The following is a 21,341-nucleotide window of genomic DNA, read 5'->3' as shown; positions in this document are numbered from 1 at the left end:
GCTTGGCGGACGCAGCGGCCGGCTTGGCGGCGCCGGCACCATCGGTGATCTGGCCGAGCAGTGCGCCGACCGCAACCGTCGCGCCATCGGCGGCGATGATCTCGCTCAGCGTGCCGGCGGAGGGCGCCGGGACTTCGATGGTGACCTTGTCGGTCTCGAGCTCCACCAAGGGCTCGTCGACGGCGACGGGGTCGCCGGCCTTCTTGAACCAGCGGCCGATGGTGGCCTCGGTGACGGATTCGCCGAGCGTCGGCACACGAATTTCAGTCATGGTCTTTTCCTTAAGGAGATCGCCAGTGCGGTCATGAATTCCGATGTCATCGCCCGCAAAAAGCAGGCCATCCAGCAAGCCGGGACGTTCGCGTTCACGAGGACGTCACGACTTACTGGATGCCCCGCCTTTGGCGGGGCATGAGCAGTTCAAAAAGTTCAGCTCAGTGCTTCGTCCAGGAACGCCTTCAGCTGCGCCTGATGCTTCGACATCAGACCCGTGGCGGTCGCGGCGGAAGCGGCGCGGCCGACATAACGCGGACGCTTGCTCACACCGTGCACCTGGTTGAGCACCCATTCCAGATAGGGCTCGATGAAGTGCCACGCACCCATGTTGCGCGGCTCTTCCTGACACCACACCACTTCGGCCTTCTTGAAGCGGGACAGCTCGGCCACCAGCGCCTTCAGAGGCACCGGATAGAGCTGCTCGACGCGCATCAGATAGATGTCGTCGATGCCGCGCTTCTCACGCTCCTCGTAGAGGTCGTAATAGACCTTGCCGGAGCAGAGCACGACGCGGCGGATCTTCTCGTCCGGAACGAGCTTGAGCGCCTCGCTGGGCTGCATCTGGGCGTCATCATACAGGATACGGTGGAAGGTCGTTCCCTTGGCGAGCTCCTCCAGCCGCGACACTGCACGCTTGTGGCGCAGCAGCGACTTCGGCGTCATCATGATCAGCGGCTTGCGGATCTCGCGGTGGAGCTGGCGCCGCAGCACGTGGAAGTAGTTCGCCGGCGTAGTCGGATAGACCACCTGCATGTTGTCTTCGGCGCACATCTGCAGGTAACGCTCGAGACGCGCCGAGGAGTGCTCCGGTCCCTGGCCCTCATAGCCGTGCGGCAAGAGGCAGACGAGGCCGGACATGCGCAGCCATTTGCGCTCGCCCGACGAGATGAACTGGTCGAACACGACCTGCGCGCCGTTGGCGAAGTCGCCGAACTGGGCTTCCCACAGCGTCAGCGTGTTCGGCTCGGCGAGCGAATAGCCGTATTCGAAGCCGAGCACGGCTTCTTCCGACAGCAGCGAGTTGATGACCTCGTAATGGCCCTGCTCGCGGCCGAGATGGTTGAACGGCGTGTAGCGGCTCTCGTCCTCCTGGTCGATCAGGACCGAGTGACGCTGCGAGAACGTGCCGCGCTCCGAATCCTGTCCGGACAGGCGGACGTGGTGGTTTTCGTTGAGCAGCGTGCAGAACGCCAGCGCCTCACCGGTCGCCCAGTCGATCCCCACGCCGTTGTCGATCGCCTTCGAGCGGTTCTCGAGGAAGCGCTGGATGGTGCGGTGGACGCGGAAGCCGTCCGGCACCTTGGTGATCTTGCGGCCGATGTCCTTGAGGATTGAAATATCAACGCCGGTGACGCCGCGGCGCGCGTCCTCTTCCTGGTCGTCGATCTTGAAGCCGGACCACTTGCCGTCAAGCCAGTCGGCCTTGTTCGGCTTGTAGGAGGCGCCGGCCTCGAACTCGGCGTCGAGACGCGCGCGCCAGTCGGCCTTCAGCTTGTCGACCTCACCCTCGGTAACCACGCCCTCGGCGATCAGGCGCTTGGAGTAGAGCGTGAGTGTCGAGGGGTGAGCCGCGATCCGCTTATACATCACCGGCTGGGTGAAGGCCGGCTCGTCGCCCTCATTGTGGCCGTAGCGGCGATAGCACCACATGTCGATGACGACGGGCTTGTGGAACTTCTGCCGGAACTCGATCGCGACCTTGGCCGCGAACACCACGGCTTCCGGATCGTCGCCGTTCACGTGAAAGATCGGCGCGTCGATCATCTTCGCGACGTCCGACGGGTACGGCGAAGAGCGGGAATAGCGCGGATAGGTGGTGAAGCCGATCTGGTTGTTGACGATGAAATGGACGGAGCCGCCGGTGCGGTAGCCCTTCAGGTCGGACAGGCCGAAGCATTCGGCGACCACGCCCTGGCCGGCGAACGCGGCGTCGCCATGCATCAGCAGCGGCATCACCGAGATGCGCATATCCGGCGGATCACCGTGCTGGTCCTGCTTGGCGCGGACCTTGCCGAGCACCACGGGATCGACGATCTCGAGATGCGAAGGGTTGGCGGTCAGCGACAGATGGATGTTGTTGCCGTCGAACTCACGGTCCGAGGAGGCGCCGAGGTGATACTTGACGTCGCCCGATCCCTCGACTGCGTCGGGATTGGCCGAGCCGCCCTTGAACTCGTGGAACAGCGCGCGATGGGCCTTGCCCATCACCTGCGTCAGCACGTTGAGGCGGCCGCGATGCGGCATGCCGAACACGATCTCCTTCACGCCGAGATTGCCGCCGCGCTTGATGATCTGCTCGAGCGCCGGGATCAGCGCTTCACCGCCGTCGAGACCGAAGCGCTTGGTGCCGGTGAACTTGGTGTCGCAGAACTTCTCGAAGCCTTCGGCTTCGACCAGCTTGGTCAGGATCGCGCGACGGCCTTCGCGGGTGAACGAGATCTCCTTGTCCGGCCCCTCGATGCGCTCCTGGATCCAGGCCTTCTGCGCAGCATTGCTGATATGCATGAACTCGACGCCGAGCGTCTGGCAGTAGGTGCGCTCGCAGATCGCGGTGATCTCGCGCAGCGTGCCGTATTCGAGGCCGAGCACGTGATCGAGGAAGATCTTGCGGTCGAAATCGGCATCGGTGAAGCCGTAGGTGCGCGGGTCGAGCTCTTCGCGGTTACGCTGCGCTTCGATGCCGAGCGGATCGAGCTTGGCGTGGAAGTGACCGCGCATGCGGTAGGAGCGGATCAGCATCAGGGCGCGGACGGAGTCGCGCGTCGCCTGGAGCACGTCGGCGGAGGAGAGGTCCGCACCCTTCGCCTGCGCCTTGGCGGCGATCTTGCTGCCGACCGCCTTCTCGACTTCAACCCAATTGCCGTCGAGCGCAGAGGTCAGGTCGTCCTGCGGCGTCAGCGGCCAATTGGCGCGCTCCCAGGACGGGCCTTCGGCGTTCTTGCGGACGTCAGTGGGCTGGTCGTTGAGGCTCTTGAAGAACTCCCGCCACTCGGCGTCGACCGAGGACGGGTCCTTCTCGTAACGGGCGTAGATTTCGTCGATGTAGGTGGCGTTGGTGCCCTGCAGAAAGGATGAGAGGGCAAAGGCTGCGTTCGCGTCCTGGCGAGACATACTTGAGTTCCTGGCGATTTCGGTTCGCGCATAACAAACGGCGCTGGCGTCGGGCTCCCCGGCAGAGGCCCGACGCGACAGGCACCGTTTATCCTATTTGCTGCGAAACTTCGCCCGGAAAAGCACGAAGGAGTGAATTAGCCTTTCAACTTTTCGGCAAGCGTATGGCCGAGGCGGGCGGGCGACGGAGACACGGTGATTCCGGCCGATTTCATAGCTTCGGTCTTGGAACCAGCGTCGCCCTTGCCGCCGGAGATGATTGCACCGGCATGGCCCATACGGCGGCCGGGAGGCGCGGTAACACCGGCGATGAAGCCGACCATCGGCTTCTTGCGGCCGCGCTTGGCCTCGTCCTTGAGGAACTGGGCGGCGTCCTCCTCGGCGGAACCGCCGATCTCGCCGATCATGATGATCGATTCGGTCTTGGGGTCTGCCAGGAGCATTTCCAGCACGTCGATGAACTCGGTGCCCTTGACCGGGTCGCCGCCGATGCCGACCGCGGTAGTCTGGCCGAGGCCTTCCTGGGAGGTCTGGAACACCGCTTCATAGGTCAGCGTGCCGGAGCGGGAGACGATGCCGACGCTGCCGGTCTTGAAGATGTTGGCGGGCATGATGCCGATCTTGCATTCGCCGGCGGTCATGACGCCCGGGCAGTTCGGCCCGATCAGGCGCGACTTGGAGCCGATCAGCGAGCGCTTCACGCGCACCATGTCGATGACCGGGATGCCTTCGGTGATGCAGACGATCAGCGGGATCTCGGCATCGATGGCTTCGCAGATGGCGTCGGCGGCGCCCGGGGGCGGCACGTAAATCACGGACGCATCGGCGCCGGTCTTCTCACGCGCATCGCGCACGGTGCCGAACACCGGCAGGCCCAGATGCGTCGAACCGCCTTTGCCCGGCGAGGTGCCGCCGACCATCTTGGTGCCGTAGGCGATTGCGGCCTCCGAGTGGAAGGTGCCATTCTTGCCGGTAAAACCCTGGCAGATGACCTTGGTGTTCTTGTCGATCAGGATGGACATGAGGTCTGCTTTCGCGAACTAACTAGTGAGAGGTCAGTGGATGCGGCGATAGACGCCGGTGAGCACATCGGCCCAGCCTTCCGCGTCCGGCGAGAACTGGATCTTCAACGAGTAGGAGTTGTCGTCGATGATCTCGTAGACGTGGCGCGCATTGCCGCGGAGCGAGCCGCGCACCAGCGTCAGGGTGTTGCCGACCCACCCGCCGGAGGCGGGCGAGGGCGGCGTGTAACCGAGCGAGTCGTACCAGAACAATTTGTAGGTCCGGTCGTCGCGGTCGTAGGTGAAGATGCCGTGGGTGGCGAAGATCTGCTTGCCGTCGCGCATCTGGACGCTGTCCTGGATCAGATAGAATCCGTTCAGATCCATGCGCGCGACGGTGCGCGAGGTGGCCGGCCCGCCCTCGGTCCAGCGCGACGGGAAGACCACCTCTTCGCCATTCCACTCGCCGGCGAACGCGGCGAGACGCGCGTGCTCTGCAAGCGGGGATGATGCAGCGAGATGGTCTTGGGTCATGGCCTCAGCCTCCCTTGACGGCCTTCACGATCTTCTGCGCGGCGTCGTCGAGATTGTCGGCCGGCACCACGTTCAGGCCGGATTCACGGATGATCTTCTTGCCCAGTTCGACATTGGTGCCTTCGAGGCGAACCACCAGCGGCACGCTGAGGCCGACCTCGCGCACGGCGGCCGTGACGCCCTCGGCGATCACGTCGCACTTCATGATACCACCGAATATGTTGACCAGGATGCCCTTCACGTTGGGATCCGCGGTGATGATCTTGAACGCGGCCGCGACCTTCTCCTTGCTGGCGCTGCCGCCGACGTCGAGGAAGTTCGCCGGCGCCATGCCGTAGAGCTTGATGATGTCCATCGTCGCCATGGCAAGGCCCGCGCCGTTGACCATGCAGCCGATGTTGCCGTCGAGCGTGACGTAGTTGAGGTCGTATTTCGACGCTTCGATTTCCTTGGCGTCTTCCTCGGTCTCGTCGCGCAGCGCGAGCACCTCGGGGTGACGGAACAGCGCGTTGTCGTCGAACGACACCTTTGCGTCGAGCACGCGGAGCTGACCCTGCTTGGTCACGACCAGCGGGTTGATCTCCAGCATCGACATGTCCTTGGCGACGAACGCTGCGTAGAGCTGTGCGGTGAGCTTCTCGGCCTGCTTGGCGAGATCACCGGAGAGCTTCAGCGCGTTGGCGACGGTGCGGCCGTGATGGCCCATGATGCCGGTCGCGGGATCGACCGAGAAGGTGACGATCTTCTCGGGCGTGTTGTGCGCGACGTCCTCGATGTTGACGCCGCCCTCGGTCGAGACGACGAAGGAGACGCGCGAGGTCTCGCGGTCGACCAGGATCGAGAGATAGAACTCCTTGTCGATGTCGGAGCCGTCCTCGATGTAGAGGCGGTTGACCTGCTTGCCGGCCGGGCCGGTCTGCACGGTCACGAGGGTCGCACCGAGCATCTGCTTGGCGAATTCGGAAACCTCTGCGGCCGACTTGGCGATACGGACGCCACCCTTGTTGCCGGCGGAAGCTTCCTTGAACTTGCCCTTGCCGCGACCGCCCGCATGGATCTGGCTCTTCACCACCCAGACCGGGCCCGGGAGCGCCTTGGCGGCGGCTTCCGCGTCGGCCGGCTTCAGGACGGGCACGCCCTTGGAGATCGGCACGCCGAACTCGTTCAGCAGCGCTTTGGCCTGGTACTCATGGATATTCATATGGTCGCTCCCTGAACCCGCGGGCGGTGACCCCAAGGGCCCACCTCAGTCCTGCGTCTGGCATACCATATACCACAGGAACTGCAACCCGGATTCTATGACATCGAGATCTCTGGACTGCGAGATCACTGGACTTGCCCGGAACCCGCCCGGTCAGCCGGGGCCCGGAAATGAAACCGCCGAAGACCGGGTTTTCGATCTTCGGCGGGGATTGTCGCGCTTAGCGGCCGAGAAGATCGGGCGCGATCTTCTTGCAGGCGTCTACCAGGCCCTGCACCGCGCCGACCGACTTGTCGAAGGCCTCGCGGTCCTTGCCGGCGAGCTCGATCTCGACGACGCGCTCGACACCCTTGGAGCCGATCACGACGGGCACGCCGACATACATGTCCTTCACGCCGTATTCGCCGTTGAGATAGGCGGCGCTGGGCAGCACGCGCTTCTTGTCGCGCAGATAGCTCTCGGCCATCGCGATCGCGGAGGCGGCAGGCGCGTAGAAGGCCGAGCCGGTCTTGAGCAGGTTGACGATCTCGGCGCCGCCGTTACGGGTGCGGTCGACGATCTCGTCGAGACGCGCCTGCGAAGTCCAGCCCATCTTGACGAGGTCGGGCAGCGGAATGCCGGCGACGGTGGAGTACTTCACCAGCGGCACCATGGTGTCGCCATGGCCGCCGAGCACGAAGGCGGTGACGTCTTCGACCGAGACGTTGAACTCGTCGGCCAGGAAGTAGCGGAAGCGCGCCGAATCCAGCACACCGGCCATGCCGACGACCTTCTTGTGCGGCAGGCCCGAGGCCTTCTGGAGCGCCCACACCATCGCGTCGAGCGGGTTGGTGATGCAGATGACGAAGGCGTCGGGAGCGTACTTCTTGATGCCGGCACCGACCTGCTCCATGACCTTGAGGTTGATGGAGAGGAGATCGTCGCGGCTCATGCCGGGCTTGCGCGGCACGCCGGCGGTGACGATGCAGACCTTGGCGTTGTCGAGCGCCTCGTAGGAATTGGCGCCGGTGTAGTTCGCGTCAAAGCCGTCGACCGGCGAGGACTGTGCGATATCGAGCGCCTTGCCCTGCGGCACGCCCTCGGCGATGTCGAACATCACCACGTCGCCCAGTTCTTTCAGGCCGATGAGATGAGCCAACGTTCCGCCGATCTGACCGGAGCCAATCAAAGCAATCTTGTCGCGCGCCATGTGAACCTGTCCTTTAGACACGTAAGGAGGGGAAAACTGAGAGGGTGGTTATCCCTTTCGCTTCCCCCGTTCAAGTCGGTGGATGCCCAATTGTCGGGCTCGCCGAGTTTCCGGCCAGCCACGCAGAGCTGTCATTCCGGGGCGTCCGCGCCATTGCGCGGGCGAGCCCGGAATCCATCAGGCAACAGAGCGCGCCGATGAAAGGATTCCGGGCTCGTCGCTTCGCGACGCCCCGGAATGACGCCGGCGAAGATCGTGAAATAGGACTCAAGTCTCCACCAGCCCCTTGGTGGAGCCGCTGGCGGTGGAATCCTTGCGGCCGTGGGGCAGCGCCAGATAGGATTCCGAGCTCATTTCGATCAGGCGCGAGGCGGTCCGCTTGAACTCGTTGGCCTCGTTGCCCTCGTCGGCGATGTACAGCGAGATCGGGTTGGCATCGGCCGAGGCCATCAGCTTCACGGCGTTGTCATAGAGCGTATCGATCAGCGTGATGAAACGCTTGGCGGCGTTGCGCTGGGAGAAGTCCATCACTGGAATATGGTCGACCAGAATGGTGTGATAATCGTGCGCGAGCCTGAGGTAGTCGGATGCCCCGAGCGGCTTCTCGCAGAGATCGGCGAACGAAAACCGCGCCACGCCATGGGCCGAGCACGGCACGTGCAGGGTGCGGCCCTTGATCAGAATATCGTGCGACTTGCATTTGGCGTGCCCGGTCAGCTTCGACCAGGCGCGGTCGAGCGCTGCGTCCGCATCGCCGTCCGCCGGCGTCAGCCACATCGGCACGCCCTGGAGTTTCTCCAGCCGGAAATCGGTGCGCGCGTCGAGCCGAAGCACGTCCATGTGGTCGGTGATCTGCTTGATGAAGGGCAGGAACAGCGCGCGGTTCAAGCCGCCCTTGTAGAGATCGTCGGGCGCGACGTTGGAGGTCGCGACTACCACAGTGCCGAGTTCGAACAGCTTCGCGAACAGGCGGCCGAGGATCATCGCATCCGCGATGTCGGTGACGTGGAATTCGTCGAAACAGAGCAGCCAGCTCTCCGCGAAGATCGCATTCGCCGTCAGCGCGATGACGTCGCCATCGGCGATCTCGCCGCGCGCGATGCTCTGCCGGTAGTCGTAGATGCGCTCATGCGCCTCGGCCATGAACTCGTGGAAATGCGCACGGCGTTTGTACTCGACGGAGGAGTGCTGGAAGAACAGGTCCATCAGCATGGTCTTGCCGCGGCCGACCTCGCCATGGACGTAGAGCCCGTGCGGCGCATCGTCCTTGTTGCCGCCGTTGAACAGGCGGCTGAGCAGGCCCGGCTTGCGCTGCGGGTTGTAATTCGCAAGCCGCAGGTCCAGCGCTGCATAGGCTTCGGCGATTTCGGCTTGCGCAGCATCGGGCTCGATCGCGCCAGAGGCGATCTCGGCCTGATACGCCTCGTCGAATGAGGAAATGGGGGTCGAGAACATGGCTCTTTACCGCCAGAGACGGGCGGAAAATGCAAGCCGTGAATTGGTGGACGGGGTATGCGCTTTTCTCCCTCGCCCCGTTCTTACGGGGAGAGGGTGGGGTGAGGGGCTGTCTCCGCAAAAGACGGTGAGAGAAGGACTCGCCGAAAGTCCCCCTCACCCGAAATTCAAGCTGCGCTTGAATTTCGACCTCTCCCCGCAAGCGGGGCGAGGTGAAGAGCTACGCACACAGCTCGTAGGCGTCCTCGACCACATAGGGCCCACCGCCGGTGGAGGCGCGCGACGAGAACAGCACGAAGCGCTCCGCCACGAACGCCTTGCTGGGGAAATAGCCGCGCAGCGAGAGATAGTCGGCGACGTCGCGGTCGGAGGCGTCGTGCAAACGGGCCAGAGTGACATGCGGGATGTACTTGCGGCCTTCAGGATCGAGGCCGATCCGCTGCATCATACGTTCGAGCTCGGCCTGCAATTCCATCAGCGGCTTGCTCGGCGCGATCGTCGCGACCACCGCGCGCGGCTTGCGGCCGCCGAAGCTCGTCAGCCCCTGCACCTTCACCTCGAACGGCTTGCGGTCGACGCGAAACAGCATCGAGGCGATCTCGTTGGCGTACATGCCGTCGATATCGCCGATGAAGCGCAGAGTGACATGATAGTTTTCGGGATCGATCCACCGGGCGCCGGGAAGGCCACCCCTCAAGTTGGAAAGCGACTGGCCGATTTCGGCCGGAATTTCCAGACCAGTGAACAAACGTGGCATCGTTCAGCACTCCCGATGCTTGGGCGCAGCCCTTGAGAAGCAAGGACCACATCCAAATTAGAGCCGGCGACGAATCACCGGTACCCTGATTCCTATCGCAGTTGTGTGACTCTGCGAAGCACTGCGCGCATCACCCCGGGAAAACCCTGGGAATTACGGTGAGTACTGCCCGCTTTTCAACGTCGTTGCTCGCTTATCGTGCCAATGAATGCCTCCACCGCAGGCACGATCTTGCCAACAATGATGTCAACGCCGGCCGCGGTCGGATGAATGCCGTCGGCCTGGTTGAGCTTGGCGTCAGCTGCGACACCGTCGAGGAAGAACGGATAGAGCGGCACGTCGAATTTTTTCGCCAGATCCGGATAAATCGAATTGAAGCGCGCCGCATAATCGGCCCCGTAATTCGGCGGCGACAGCATGCCGCACAGCATCACCGGGATCTTGCGCGCCTTGAGACGCTGGACGATGTCGCTCAGCGCAGCGCGCGTCAGGTCGGGATCGATGCCGCGCAACGCATCGTTGGCGCCAAGCTCGACGATGACGCCGTCGGTTCCATCCGGCACCGACCAATCGAGCCGGTCGCGGCCGCCCGACGAAGTGTCCCCGGACACCCCGGCATTGGTCATGTCGATCGCTATGCCTTTGGCCTGCAAGGCTTTTTGGAGCTTTGCCGGGAATGCCTCCTGGGCCGGGAGGCCGAGGCCGGCACTCAGGGAATCGCCGAGAACGACGAGCTTGACCGGCTGCCCCTCGGCCCACGCCGAATTCACGACCGTCATCAAAGCGAACATCAACATGGCTATGTGCATGAACAATCCGTAACGCCTCTCGACCGCGCTATCGGAGTTGCCATATGACCGGACCATGGACAGTCGCATCGAATCCTCTTCGCTCGCCGGCACCGCCGCGGACACCATCGCCATCTCCAACGTCAATCTCTCATTGGGTACAGGCGCGGCACGCGTTCACATCCTCAAGGATATCAGCCTGCGGGTCGCCTCGGGCGAGACGATCGGCCTGATTGGCCCGTCAGGCTCGGGCAAATCCACGCTGCTGATGGTGATGGCGGGGTTGGAACGTCCTGATAGTGGAGAGGTGGTGGTCAATGGCACGCCTTTCAATGCCCTCGACGAGGATGCGCTCGCCCGCTTCCGCGGCCGCCAGGTCGGCATCGTCTTCCAGTCCTTCCATTTGATTCCGACGATGACGGCGCTGGAGAACGTCGCCGTGCCGCTCGAGCTCGCCGGCAATCCCGACGCTGCGAAGCGCGCGGCGCAGGAGCTGCAATCGGTCGGACTCGGTGACCGCCTGCATCATTATCCGACGCAGCTTTCCGGCGGCGAGCAGCAGCGCGTTGCGCTTGCGCGCGCGCTGGCGCCCGATCCCGCCATCCTCGTCGCCGACGAGCCGACCGGCAATCTCGACGAGGCGACCGGAAAACAGATCGTCGACCTCCTGTTCGGCAAGCATGCCGAGCGCGGCATGACGCTGGTGCTGGTGACGCACGATTCCTCGCTCGCGCATCGCTGCGATCGCGTCATCCGCCTGCGCTCGGGCCGCATCGACACGCAGTCTGCGCCGGCATGAGCGTCGCGGCCCAACCGTTCACAAAGCCCAGCGCCGTCGCGTTGTCACTGCGCTACGCGCTGCGCGAATTGCGCGGAGGCCTGCGCGGCTTCTACGTCTTCATCGCCTGCATCGCGCTCGGCGTGATGGCGATCGCCGGCGTCGGCTCGGTCTCGGCGAGCCTCAGCGACGGTCTCGCCCGCGAAGGCCGCACGCTGCTCGGCGGCGATGTATCCTTCGTGTTGTTCCAGCGCGAGGCCAAGCGAGAGGAAGTCGCCTTCCTGCGCTCGCGCGGCACGGTCTCGACCGCCGCGACCCTGCGCGGCATGGCGCGCTCGGCCGAAGGCAAGCTCGCGCTGGTCGAGATGAAGGCGGTCGACGACACCTATCCGATGCTCGGCCAGCTAACGCTGGCGCCGCCGCTGCCGATGTCCGATCTGCTCGCGATGCGCGACGGCGCCTTCGGCGCGGCCGCCGATCCGACGCTGCTGGCGCGTCTCTCTCTCAAGACCGGCGACCGCGTCACCATCGGGAGCGCAACCTTCCAGATCCGAAGCACGGTCGAAGCCGAGCCCGACAAGCTCGCCGGCGGTATCGGTTTCGGGCCGCGCTTCCTGATCAGCGAAGCAGGCCTGCGCGCCACCGGCCTGATCCAGCCCGGCAGCCTGGTGCGCTGGGTCTACCGGCTGAAGCTGCCTGATGCCGCCAACAACGAGCGCGCCACCGAAGCCTTCATCGCGGATGCGCGCAACGCCGCGCCGCAGGCCGGCTGGGAGATCCGCAGCCGCTCCAATGCCTCGCCGCAGCTCGAGCGCAACATCAGCCGCTTCACGCAGTTTTTGACGCTGGTCGGCCTCGCCGCGCTGCTGGTCGGCGGCGTCGGCGTCGCCAATGCCGTGAAGAGCCATATCGACCGCCGGCTCGAGGTGATCGCGGCGTTCAAGGCCGTCGGCGCCACCGGCCGCGATGTGTTCGGCATCTATCTGGCGCAAGTCATCCTGCTGGCCGCGATCGGCTCGGTGATCGGCCTTGCGCTCGGCGCCGCGATGCCTTTCGCCATTGTCGGCCTGTTCGGCAAGCTGCTGCCGCTGCCGGTGATTTCGGCCGTGCATGCCGACGAGCTCGCGCTGTCCTTCCTCTATGGCCTTCTGACCGCGCTCGCCTTCGGCCTGTGGCCGCTCGGCCGCGTGCACGACGTGCCGGTGGCGGCGCTGTTCCGCGACATTATCAGCTCGGAATGGCACCGGCCGCGCTGGAGCTATCTCGTATTCATGGGCGTCGTGATCGCGCTGCTCATCGCGGTCGTGATCGGCCTGTCCTTCGACAAGCGCATCGCCGCGGTGTTCGTGGCCTCCTCCGTCGTCGTCTTCGCCCTGCTGCGCGGCATCGCCGCCCTGCTGATGACAATCGCGCGGCGGCTGCCCCGGACGCGGCTGCCGATGCTGCGGCTTGCGATCGCCAACATCCACCGGCCGGGCGCGCTGACGCCCTCGGTCGTGCTGTCACTGGGGCTCGGGCTCGCCGTGCTCGTCACCATCACCCAGATCGACGGCAATCTGCGCCGGCAGTTCCTGGCCGCATTGCCGGATCGGGCTCCGTCGTTCTTCTTCATTGACATCCCGAGCACGCAGGCCGAGCAGTTCGATGGTTATCTGCGCCAGATCGCCCCCGGCGCGAAGGTCGAGGACGTGCCGATGCTGCGCGGCCGCATCGTCGCCGCGCGCGGCGTCCGCGCCGAGGATCTCAAGCCGACCACCGATTCCGAATGGGTGCTGCAGAGCGACCGCGGCCTGACCTATACCGGCGAGTTGCCGAAAGGCTCCAAGGTCGTCAAGGGCGAGTGGTGGAGCGGCGATTATTCCGGCCCCCCGCTGGTCTCGATGGAGAAGAAGATCGCTGACGGGCTCGGCCTCAAGGTCGGCGACGAGGTCGTGGTCAACGTGCTCGGCCGCGATATTCCAGCGAAGATCAGCAATCTGCGCAACATCGACTGGCAGGGGATGGGCATCAATTTCGTCCTCGTGTTCTCGCCGAACGCCTTCAAGGGAGCGCCGCACACCCATATCGCGACGCTGACGGAAGCCGGCGGCGATGCGGCAGGCGACGGCCAGATCATCAAGCAGGTGGCAGATGCCTATCCCATGGTGACGAGCGTGCGCGTGCGCGAGGTGATGGAGACCGTCGGCTCCGTCGTGACCAATCTTGCCCTGGCGATCCGCGGCGCCAGCGCCGTGACCCTGATCTCGGCGATCCTGGTGCTGGGCGGCGCACTCGCCGCCGGCCACCGCCACCGGGTCTACGACGCGGTGATCCTGAAGACCCTGGGCGCGACGCGACTGCGGCTGCTCGGCGCCTATGCCCTCGAATACCTCCTGATCGGCCTTGCCACCGCGGTGTTCGGCGTGATCGCCGGCAGCATCGCGGCCTGGATGATCGTGACGCGGCTGATGACGCTGAGCTTCGTCTGGCAGGCCGGCAGCGCGGCCGGCGTGGTCGCGGCCGCCCTCATCGTCACCGTTGGGCTGGGGCTCGCCGGGACGCTGCTGGCGTTGAACAAAAAGCCCGCCACGGTGTTGCGGAATTTGTGACAAAGTGTAGCGGGTGGCTGCCCGGGTCTCGGAATCGCACGATTCCTGCGGTTAACCACGTATACCCGTCAGGATTGTGGGCCGAGGGCGACATTCGGCCGCGCGTGGACGGTTGCGGCAAATGTGTTAGTTTCCCACATATCGAATGGGTTCGGAGCCCCGATTGTTAGCCAAAATTAATGTCGGCAGACATCGGTATCCGAGATAGAATTTGACGAACCGGCGGCATGGCGACCCTCATGCCGGACCGGACCAACCAACGGGAATTCGACCATGTCGGACCTAGACCGTAACTACGCTTCTCCTTTCGGCAGGGCCGCCGGGCGTGTTGACGCCGCGACGGTCGACGCCGGCCTGCGCGCCTACATGCTGCGCATCTACAACTACATGAGCATCGGCCTCGCCATCACCGGCCTGGCCGCGCTCGGCGTCTACATGGCCGCCGTGACGGACGCTCCGACCGCGGACGCCGTCCGCGTCGGCAAGCTGTTCCTGACGCCGTTCGGCTACGCGATGTTCGTGAGCCCCCTGAAATGGCTGTTCATGCTGGCGCCGCTCGCGATGGTGTTCGTGATCTCCGCAGGCATCAACCGTCTCGCCCCCTCGACCGCCCAGATCCTGTTCTGGGTGTTCTCGGCGCTGATGGGCATCTCGCTGTCGTCGATCTTCCTGGTGTTCACGCACACCTCGATCGTGCGGGTGTTCTTCATCACCGCGGCCACCTTCGGTGCGCTCAGCCTCTACGGCTACACCACCAAGCGTGACATGACCGGAATGGGCTCGTTCCTGTTCATGGGCCTGATCGGCATCATCATCGCGAGCCTGGTGAACCTGTTCCTGGCCAGCTCGGCGCTGCAGTTCATCGTGTCGGTGGTCGGCGTGCTGGTGTTCGCGGGCCTCACCGCCTGGGATACGCAGCGGCTGAAGAACGACTACATCTACGGCTACGCTTCGGCCGGCGGCGAGATCGCGGAGCGTGCGGCGATCAGCGGTGCGCTGTCGCTGTACCTGAACTTCATCAACCTGTTCACGCTGCTGCTGCAGCTCCTCGGCCAGCGCGACTAAGCGATAGACCTGAGAGAACGGACACGAACCCCGACCGAAAGGCCGGGGTTTTTGTTTGGCTTGGGGCATGCCACAGCTTCCGCTGTCATTGCCCGCCTTGTGCGCACTTGCGCACTGGGGCGGGCGATCCAGTATGCCAGAGGCAGTCGTGATCGGCCGAGACGCCGCGGCGTACTGGATGCCCCGCCTGCGCGGGGCATGACAGCGGAGAAGATGGAGGCGACGGCATCATTCGGCACATGACGATGTGGCAACGCCGCGGCCCCCTTCCGGCGACCGCGGGAAGGCTCTAATCTTCCCCCCATGTCCGCATCTGATATCAGGCCCACCCTAGAGGCCGACCTTCCCGCCATCACCGCCATCTACCAGCAGGCCGTCCGCGAGGGCACCGCGACGTTCGAGCTGGAACCGCCTGACCTTGCCGAGATGACGCGCCGCTATCGCGCGCTGATCGACGGCGGCTATCCCTATTTCGTCGCCATCCTCGACGGCCGCGTGGCTGGCTACGCCTATGCCAGCGCCTACCGGCCGCGGCCGGCCTACCGCTTTACGGTCGAGAACTCGATCTATCTCGATCCCTCCTTCCACCGCCGCGGCGTCGGCCTGTTGCTGCTGGAGCGGCTGATTGCCGAATGCGAGGCGCGCGGCTTCCGCCAGATGATCGCGGTCATCGGCGATTCCGCCAATGCCGGCTCGATCGGCGTTCACACCAGGTGCGGCTTCAAGATGATCGGCACGCATCCCAATGTCGGGCTGAAATTCGGCCGCTGGCTCGACACGGTAATGATGCAGCGCGACCTCGGCGAGGGCGGGACGAGCGTGCCGGGGACGTAGCCCTGTTTTCATACCACCGTCATTCCGGGATGCGCCGCAAGGCGCAGGCCCGGAATCCATACCCGACTGTGGTTATGGATTCTCAGATGCGCAATTGCGCATCATAGCTCGCGACTTTGTCGCGCCCCGGAATGACGGTGTTGGGCTAAACTACCGCCAGCTTGCGGTCGATCACCAGCAGCACGCGCTCAAGTTCATGGCCGCGCCGCAGGATCAGGCCGGTCGCCGAGATCACGCTGTACATTCCCTGCTTGCGCGCGAGCCTCGGGTCCTTCTCGATGCGATAGATCGGAACTTCCGAGGCGCGGCGATAGACCGAGAACACGGCCCGGTCCTTCAGGAAGTCGATGGCATAGTCGCGCCACTCGCCATCGGCGACCATGCGACCGTAGAGATTGAGAATTCGGTGCAGTTCGAGCCGGTTGAACGTCACCCGGTTCGGCTGCGCGTTCGCAGCGGCGGGGCGTGCCGCCGCGCGCAGCTCGCTCGGATCGGCATCCTCCGACAGATTCATGGAACGCCTCCTGTCGCATCCGCATGATCGCAGTCGCGAAGACCGCCCCCCGGAACCGCGGATCATGACAATTGCATGATTGCGCCAACCGTTCCGCACCGCAAGGGGTTCCACACTCAACCCATTAAATCGGATCTACGTCGCTAGACACGCAAAAGTAGTATTTATCAGCGGCGAACCGTCACGGGATCGTTAGTAGGAATCATAGTATCGCCTCTTTTCCGCCTAGCGACTGCCGCCCTGCGTTGCGAGAAGACCTACGTGCGTTGACCCGGTCCTTTCGGTTCCGGATTCCTCAGCCCCCAGCCCCCCGGGGTCGATGGGATCGGGTCGGTACGCACTGCAAGGAGAGGGCCAACGCGAGTTGGTCCTTTTTTTGTTTGTGTCGGGTGTTTCTGCCTCGACGAACTTTCCCTCACCGCGCATACCTCTTTCTCCCCTCATCCTGAGGAGCCTGCGAAGCAGGCGTCTCGAAGGATCGAGGCCGAGTTGCATCAGCCGGGCTTGCATGGTTTGAGACGCACGCAGGAGCGCGCTCCTCACCATGAGGGTTGAGAGCCGGAGCCTAGGAGAATTTTTGAAAGATCAGTGCAGCGAGGTGTACGCCGCGCCCAGCATCGGGCCGGGCTTGTCGCGACTGCCGTCCTGGACATAGACCACCGCGCCGTCCACGCCGTCGCGCGTGAGGTTCTCGATCGGCACCGTCCAGCTTTCCGGACGCCCGTTCCAATCGCCGACCTTGAGCAAATTGCGCACCACATTGTGATAGGTGATCTGCTGTCCGCGATTTTCGCCGCGCCCGATCGAGATCGGCACCGACTTGGCGATCGAGCAGATCCAGACTTCACCATGCGAGGCCGCCGGCTCCTTGCTCTCGGCCACCGAGACATTGATCTGCTTGCCCGAGAGCGACATCGTCACCGGCACGCTCATCACGCCGGTGCTCTTGTCGGTCTTTCCGATCGCATTCTCGATGCCGGCGCGATCGCTGCCGATGACATGCGCGGAGCCGTTGACCACGACCTGCGGCGTGTAGACCTCGCGGTCGCCGCGCATGCGTGAATACGCTTTCTGCCGCGCCGAGAAGCGCGAATCCGCCAGCGTGTCCTTCCAGCCGAGATAGTCCCAATAATCGATCGGCATGCTCAGCGCGATGATCGAAGGATCGCTGGAAAGATCGCCAATGATCTTGTCGGCGGGCGGGCAGGACGAGCAGCCCTGCGAGGTAAACAATTCGACAACGGCCCGGGGATCGGCATGCGCGGGACGGATGATGGCGACGATGGCACAGATGCTGAGCGCTCCCGACCAAAATGCACCGGACCAGCGCGAAACCAGATTAGAAGCCATCATTCCAGTCATGTCGAACGTCACACATCGTCATTCGTTGGGGGAGATCTTATCGACTGAGGGTCACCGTAGTCTTACGGGGGCGCGGCACACCCAACCGTCCTTGGCGGAGTTTTCCGCCGGGCGGGCCCATCTGAAGCATGCCGCAAACGCGCGAAGGCGGCCATTTGATAGGCCGCCTTCGTTTAACCTTCTACTCACTTCGCAGTGAGCCACCGTTCACAAATCCGCGCTTAGGCCGCGAGCTTGCGCAGCACATAGTGCAGGATGCCGCCGTTGCGGTAGTAGTCGAGCTCGTCCAGCGTATCGATGCGGCACAGCAGCGAAACGCGCTGCAACGAACCGTCGCCGGAGACGATCTCCGCGGTCAGCTTCTGACGCGGCTTGAGGTCGCCGACGAGACCGCGCAGCGTGACCTTCTCGTCGCCCTTCAGACCCAGCGACGACCACGAGGTGCCTTCCTCGAAGGTCAGCGGCAGCACGCCCATGCCGACGAGGTTCGAGCGATGGATGCGCTCGAAGCTCTGGCAGATCACGGCGCGCACGCCGAGCAGACGCGTGCCCTTCGCAGCCCAGTCACGCGACGAGCCGTTACCGTATTCGGCGCCGGCAAACACGACCAGCGGCACCTGCTCCTGCTGGTACTTCATCGCGGCGTCGTAGATCGACATCTGCTCACCGTCGGGCCAGTGCTTGGTGAGACCGCCTTCCGGAATGTTGCCGTCGGCGCCCTTGAGCATGAAGTTCTTGATGCGGATGTTGGCGAAGGTGCCGCGCATCATGACTTCATGGTTGCCGCGCCGCGTGCCGTACTGGTTGAAGTCGGCGGGACGGACCTGGTGCTCGCTGAGATACTTGCCCGCGGGCGAGGTGAGCTTGATCGAACCGGCCGGCGAGATGTGGTCGGTGGTGATCTTGTCACCGAACATGGCGAGGATGCGCGCCTCGACGATATCGGTGACCGGCTCCGGCTCCTTCTTCATGCCGTCGAAATAGGGCGGGTTCTGCACATAGGTCGAGCTCATGTTCCAGCGATAGGTCTCGCTCTCGACCGTCTTGATCTTGCGCCAGTTGGTGTCGCCCTTGAACACGTCGGCATACTTCTTCTTGAAGATCGATGCGGTCACGAACTTCTTCATGAAGGCGTTGATCTCCTTCGTCGTCGGCCAGATGTCCTTCAGGTACACCGGCTTGCCGTCCTTGCCTTCGCCAAGCGGCTCGACCGCGAGGTTCTTGGTCACGCTGCCCGCGAGCGCGTGGGCGACGACCAGCGGCGGCGAGGCCAGATAGTTCGCCTGCACGTCCGGCGAGACGCGGCCTTCGAAGTTGCGGTTACCCGAGAGCACGGCCGCGGCGACGATGCCGTTGTCGTTGATCGACTTCGAGATCTCCTCCGGCAGCGGGCCGGAATTGCCGATGCAGGTGGTGCAGCCGAAGCCGACCAGGTTGAAGCCGACCTTGTCGAGATCCTTCTGCAGACCGGAATCGGCGAGATAGCCCGCGACCACCTGGCTGCCCGGCGCGAGCGAGGTCTTCACCCACGGCTTGGCCTTGAGGCCCTTCGCGGCGGCGTTGCGCGCCAGCAGACCGGCGCCGATCAGCACGCTCGGGTTCGAGGTATTCGTGCACGAAGTGATGGCGGCGATCACGACGTCGCCATGGCCGAGGTCGTACTTCTCGCCCTCGACGGCAAAGCGCTTCTCCGGCTCTTCGGCCTTCTTGTACTCGTTGCTGAGCGCAAGCGAGAAGCCTTCGGCCACCGACGGCAGCGCGATGCGGCCTTCGGGGCGCTTCGGGCCGGCCATCGAGGGAACGACGTCGGCGAGGTCGAGCGTCAGCGTTTCGGTGAACACCGGATCAGCCGACTTGGCGGTGCGGAAGAGCCCTTGCGCCTTCGCATAGGCCTGCACCAGCGCGACGCGCGCCGGAGCGCGGCCGGAGGTCTTGAGATAATCGATCGCGGCCGCGTCCACCGGGAAGAAGCCGCAGGTCGCGCCATATTCAGGCGCCATGTTGGCGATGGTCGCCTTGTCGGCGACGGAGAGATTGTCGAGGCCGGGGCCGAAGAACTCGACGAACTTGCCGACCACGCCGAGCTTGCGCAGCATCTGCGTGACGGTCAGCACGAGGTCGGTCGCGGTGACGCCTTCCTTCATCGCGCCCTTCAGCTTGAAGCCGACGACGTTGGGCAGCAGCATCGACAGCGGCTGACCGAGCATGCAGGCTTCCGCCTCGATGCCGCCGACGCCCCAGCCGAGCACGGCGAGACCGTTGACCATGGTGGTGTGGGAGTCGGTTCCGACGAGCGAGTCGGGATAGGCGACCTCGAAGGTGCCGGTCTTCTTGCCGACCGTCATCTTCTCCTTCTTGGTCCAGACCGTCTGGGAGAGATATTCGAGATTGACCTGGTGGCAGATGCCGGTGCCGGGCGGCACGACGGAGAAGTTCGAGAACGCCTTCTGGCCCCACTTCAGGAACTCATAGCGCTCCTGGTTCTGCTTGTATTCCTCGGTGACGTTCTTGGCGAAGGCCTTGTTGTCGCCGAAGAAGTTCACGATCACGGAATGGTCGATGACGAGGTCGACCGGCACCAGCGGATTGATCTTCTCGGCATCGCCGCCGAGCTTCTGCATCGCGTTGCGCATCGCGGCCAGATCGACCACCGCCGGCACGCCGGTGAAGTCCTGCATCAAGACGCGCGCCGGGCGGAACGCGATCTCATGCTCCAGCGACTTCTTGCGCAGCCACTTGGACACCGCGACGATGTCCTCCTTCTTGACCGAGCGGCCGTCCTCGTTGCGGAGGAGGTTCTCAAGCAGGACCTTCATCGAGTAGGGAAGTTTCGAAATTCCCTTCAGACCATTCTTCTCGGCCGTGGGCAGGCTGTAATAGACATAGGTCTTGGCGCCGACCTTGAGGGTCTTTTTGCATTTGAAGCTGTCGAGCGAGGTCATGTAGGAAATCCCAATTGTTAGTTATACCCGGCAAGGGGTATTTTAACACCGTCAGCGAATCCGGCTGGGTCGCTTGCAGGGGCAGGTTGAGTTGCTGCATCAAGTAGTTCCGGGCTTATAGAAGCTTTCTAACCGCGCCGCCACAGCCACAAGCGAACCGCAGCAATCCGCGAGCCAAAAATTCCCATGCGCTACCCCAAGATTTCCTGAGGCCTGGCTTTGAACGGGTTGGTACGAGGCAAGATGCAGCTGTCCGGACGCGGAGTCGTTTGCGTGCGGGGCGGCCGCGAGGTGTTCGCCGGGCTCGATTTCGAGGCCGTCTCCGGCGAAGCGGTGGCGGTTGTGGGCCGCAACGGATCGGGCAAGACCTCGCTGTTGCGACTGATCGCGGGCCTGCTCATTCCGGCCGGCGGCAAGATCGCGCTGGATGGCGGCGATGCCGAACTGACGCTGCCGGAGCAGTGCCACTATCTCGGCCATCGCGACGCCCTGAAGCCGGCGCTCAGCGTGGCGGAGAATCTATCATTCTGGGCTGATTTTCTTGGCGGCGAGCGCTCCGACGCCGCCCAAAGCCTCGCAACCGTCGGCCTCGACCACGCCACCCACCTGCCCGCAGCTTTCCTTTCTGCCGGCCAGCGCCGCCGGCTGTCGCTGGCCCGCCTGCTGACCGTTCGCCGCCCGGTCTGGCTGCTGGACGAGCCGACCACGGCGCTGGATGTCGCCGGCCAGGACATGTTCGGCGGCCTGATGCGCGATCATCTGGCGCGCGGCGGCCTGATCATCGCCGCCACCCACGCCCCGCTCGGCATTGAATCGCGGGAACTGCGAATCGGGGGCACCGCATGAGGCAGTCTGACCCTCAGCTTTTCGAGCGCCTGCATAGCGCCCTCTCCGTTCCCTCCCCCCTTGCGGGGGAGGGTCAAGGAGGGGGGTGCCGCACGGCACG

The 21,341-nt window shown here is 64.2% G+C and carries 17 protein-coding genes; 5 read left to right on the top strand and 12 right to left on the bottom strand.

The genetic code is table 11. The features are described 5' to 3' along the window. The 9 genes from AC629_RS00785 to AC629_RS00745 form a co-directional block, all read right to left on the bottom strand. Window positions 1-271 (bottom strand): biotin/lipoyl-containing protein (locus AC629_RS00785; protein WP_283845083.1); only part of this gene is annotated, 271 nt, incomplete at its 3' end. Window positions 272-429: 158 nt separating this feature from the next. Continuing rightward, a complete protein-coding gene (locus AC629_RS00780; protein WP_084802881.1) occupies window positions 430-3,387 on the bottom strand; it encodes a 2-oxoglutarate dehydrogenase E1 component in 2,958 nt (985 codons plus the stop codon). Between the two features lie 137 nt (window positions 3,388-3,524). Next, complete coding sequence (gene sucD / locus AC629_RS00775) at window positions 3,525-4,409, bottom strand: succinate--CoA ligase subunit alpha (RefSeq protein ID WP_084802880.1); 885 nt, start codon at window positions 4,407-4,409, stop codon at window positions 3,525-3,527. A 33-nt stretch (window positions 4,410-4,442) separates the two neighbouring features. After that, complete coding sequence (locus tag AC629_RS00770; protein ID WP_084802879.1) at window positions 4,443-4,922, bottom strand: DUF1579 family protein; 480 nt, start codon at window positions 4,920-4,922, stop codon at window positions 4,443-4,445. Between the two features lie 4 nt (window positions 4,923-4,926). Further along, window positions 4,927-6,123 carry an ADP-forming succinate--CoA ligase subunit beta gene (sucC, locus tag AC629_RS00765; RefSeq protein ID WP_084802878.1) on the bottom strand — a complete coding sequence of 399 codons (1,197 nt, stop codon included), beginning with the start codon at window positions 6,121-6,123 and terminating at the stop codon, window positions 4,927-4,929. 220 nt (window positions 6,124-6,343) lie between these two features. After that, window positions 6,344-7,312, bottom strand: coding sequence for a malate dehydrogenase (gene mdh / locus AC629_RS00760; RefSeq protein ID WP_084802877.1), 969 nt, complete (start codon window positions 7,310-7,312; stop codon window positions 6,344-6,346). Between the two features lie 267 nt (window positions 7,313-7,579). Next, on the bottom strand, window positions 7,580-8,767 hold the full coding sequence (zapE, locus tag AC629_RS00755) for a cell division protein ZapE (RefSeq protein WP_084802876.1): 1,188 nt from the start codon (window positions 8,765-8,767) through the stop codon (window positions 7,580-7,582). A 220-nt stretch (window positions 8,768-8,987) separates the two neighbouring features. Next, window positions 8,988-9,524 (bottom strand): RNA 2',3'-cyclic phosphodiesterase, encoded by a 537-nt coding sequence (gene thpR / locus AC629_RS00750; RefSeq protein WP_084802875.1) that lies wholly within the window; start codon window positions 9,522-9,524, stop codon window positions 8,988-8,990. A 176-nt stretch (window positions 9,525-9,700) separates the two neighbouring features. After that, the gene (locus AC629_RS00745; RefSeq protein ID WP_084802883.1) at window positions 9,701-10,333 is read right to left on the bottom strand and encodes an arylesterase; all 633 of its coding nucleotides are present in this window, start codon (window positions 10,331-10,333) and stop codon (window positions 9,701-9,703) included. Between the two features lie 55 nt (window positions 10,334-10,388). Here AC629_RS00745 and AC629_RS00740 point away from each other — a divergent pair, with 55 nt between their 5' ends. The 4 genes from AC629_RS00740 to AC629_RS00725 all read left to right on the top strand — a co-directional run bounded on the left by AC629_RS00740 (window position 10,389) and on the right by AC629_RS00725 (window position 15,577). Further along, window positions 10,389-11,111 carry an ABC transporter ATP-binding protein gene (locus AC629_RS00740; protein ID WP_084802874.1) on the top strand — a complete coding sequence of 241 codons (723 nt, stop codon included), beginning with the start codon at window positions 10,389-10,391 and terminating at the stop codon, window positions 11,109-11,111. Next, a complete protein-coding gene (locus AC629_RS00735; RefSeq protein ID WP_084802873.1) occupies window positions 11,108-13,678 on the top strand; it encodes an ABC transporter permease in 2,571 nt (856 codons plus the stop codon). Before AC629_RS00740 ends, AC629_RS00735 begins: the two co-directional genes overlap by 4 nt. A 273-nt stretch (window positions 13,679-13,951) precedes the next feature. Then, entirely contained in the window at window positions 13,952-14,743 is a 792-nt protein-coding gene (locus tag AC629_RS00730) for a Bax inhibitor-1/YccA family protein (RefSeq protein ID WP_084802872.1), read from the top strand. A gap of 303 nt (window positions 14,744-15,046) precedes the next feature. Beyond that, window positions 15,047-15,577, top strand: a complete 531-nt coding sequence (locus AC629_RS00725) for a GNAT family N-acetyltransferase (RefSeq protein ID WP_084802871.1) — start codon at window positions 15,047-15,049, stop codon at window positions 15,575-15,577. A 145-nt stretch (window positions 15,578-15,722) separates the two neighbouring features. On the opposite strand, the gene AC629_RS00720 is transcribed toward AC629_RS00725, so the two are convergent. From AC629_RS00720 to acnA, 3 genes are all read right to left on the bottom strand, one after another. Then, window positions 15,723-16,091: a DUF2794 domain-containing protein gene (locus AC629_RS00720; protein ID WP_074117196.1), complete on the bottom strand. Its 369-nt coding sequence runs from the start codon at window positions 16,089-16,091 to the stop codon at window positions 15,723-15,725. Between the two features lie 585 nt (window positions 16,092-16,676). Continuing rightward, window positions 16,677-17,453 (bottom strand): DUF1223 domain-containing protein, encoded by a 777-nt coding sequence (locus tag AC629_RS00715; protein WP_084802882.1) that lies wholly within the window; start codon window positions 17,451-17,453, stop codon window positions 16,677-16,679. 221 nt (window positions 17,454-17,674) lie between these two features. Beyond that, entirely contained in the window at window positions 17,675-20,395 is a 2,721-nt protein-coding gene (gene acnA, locus AC629_RS00710) for an aconitate hydratase AcnA (protein ID WP_084802870.1), read from the bottom strand. Window positions 20,396-20,638: 243 nt separating this feature from the next. On the opposite strand from acnA, the gene ccmA reads away from it, so the two are divergent. Then, window positions 20,639-21,241: a heme ABC exporter ATP-binding protein CcmA gene (ccmA, locus tag AC629_RS00705; protein ID WP_084802869.1), complete on the top strand. Its 603-nt coding sequence runs from the start codon at window positions 20,639-20,641 to the stop codon at window positions 21,239-21,241. The last annotated feature ends 100 nt before the right edge of the window (window positions 21,242-21,341 follow it).

Origin of the sequence: Bradyrhizobium sp. NAS80.1 (assembly GCF_001908205.1) — a bacterium.
In the GTDB taxonomy this organism is placed as follows: Bacteria; Pseudomonadota; Alphaproteobacteria; order Rhizobiales; family Xanthobacteraceae; genus Bradyrhizobium.
This window is presented reverse-complemented; position numbering and strand designations above follow the sequence as displayed.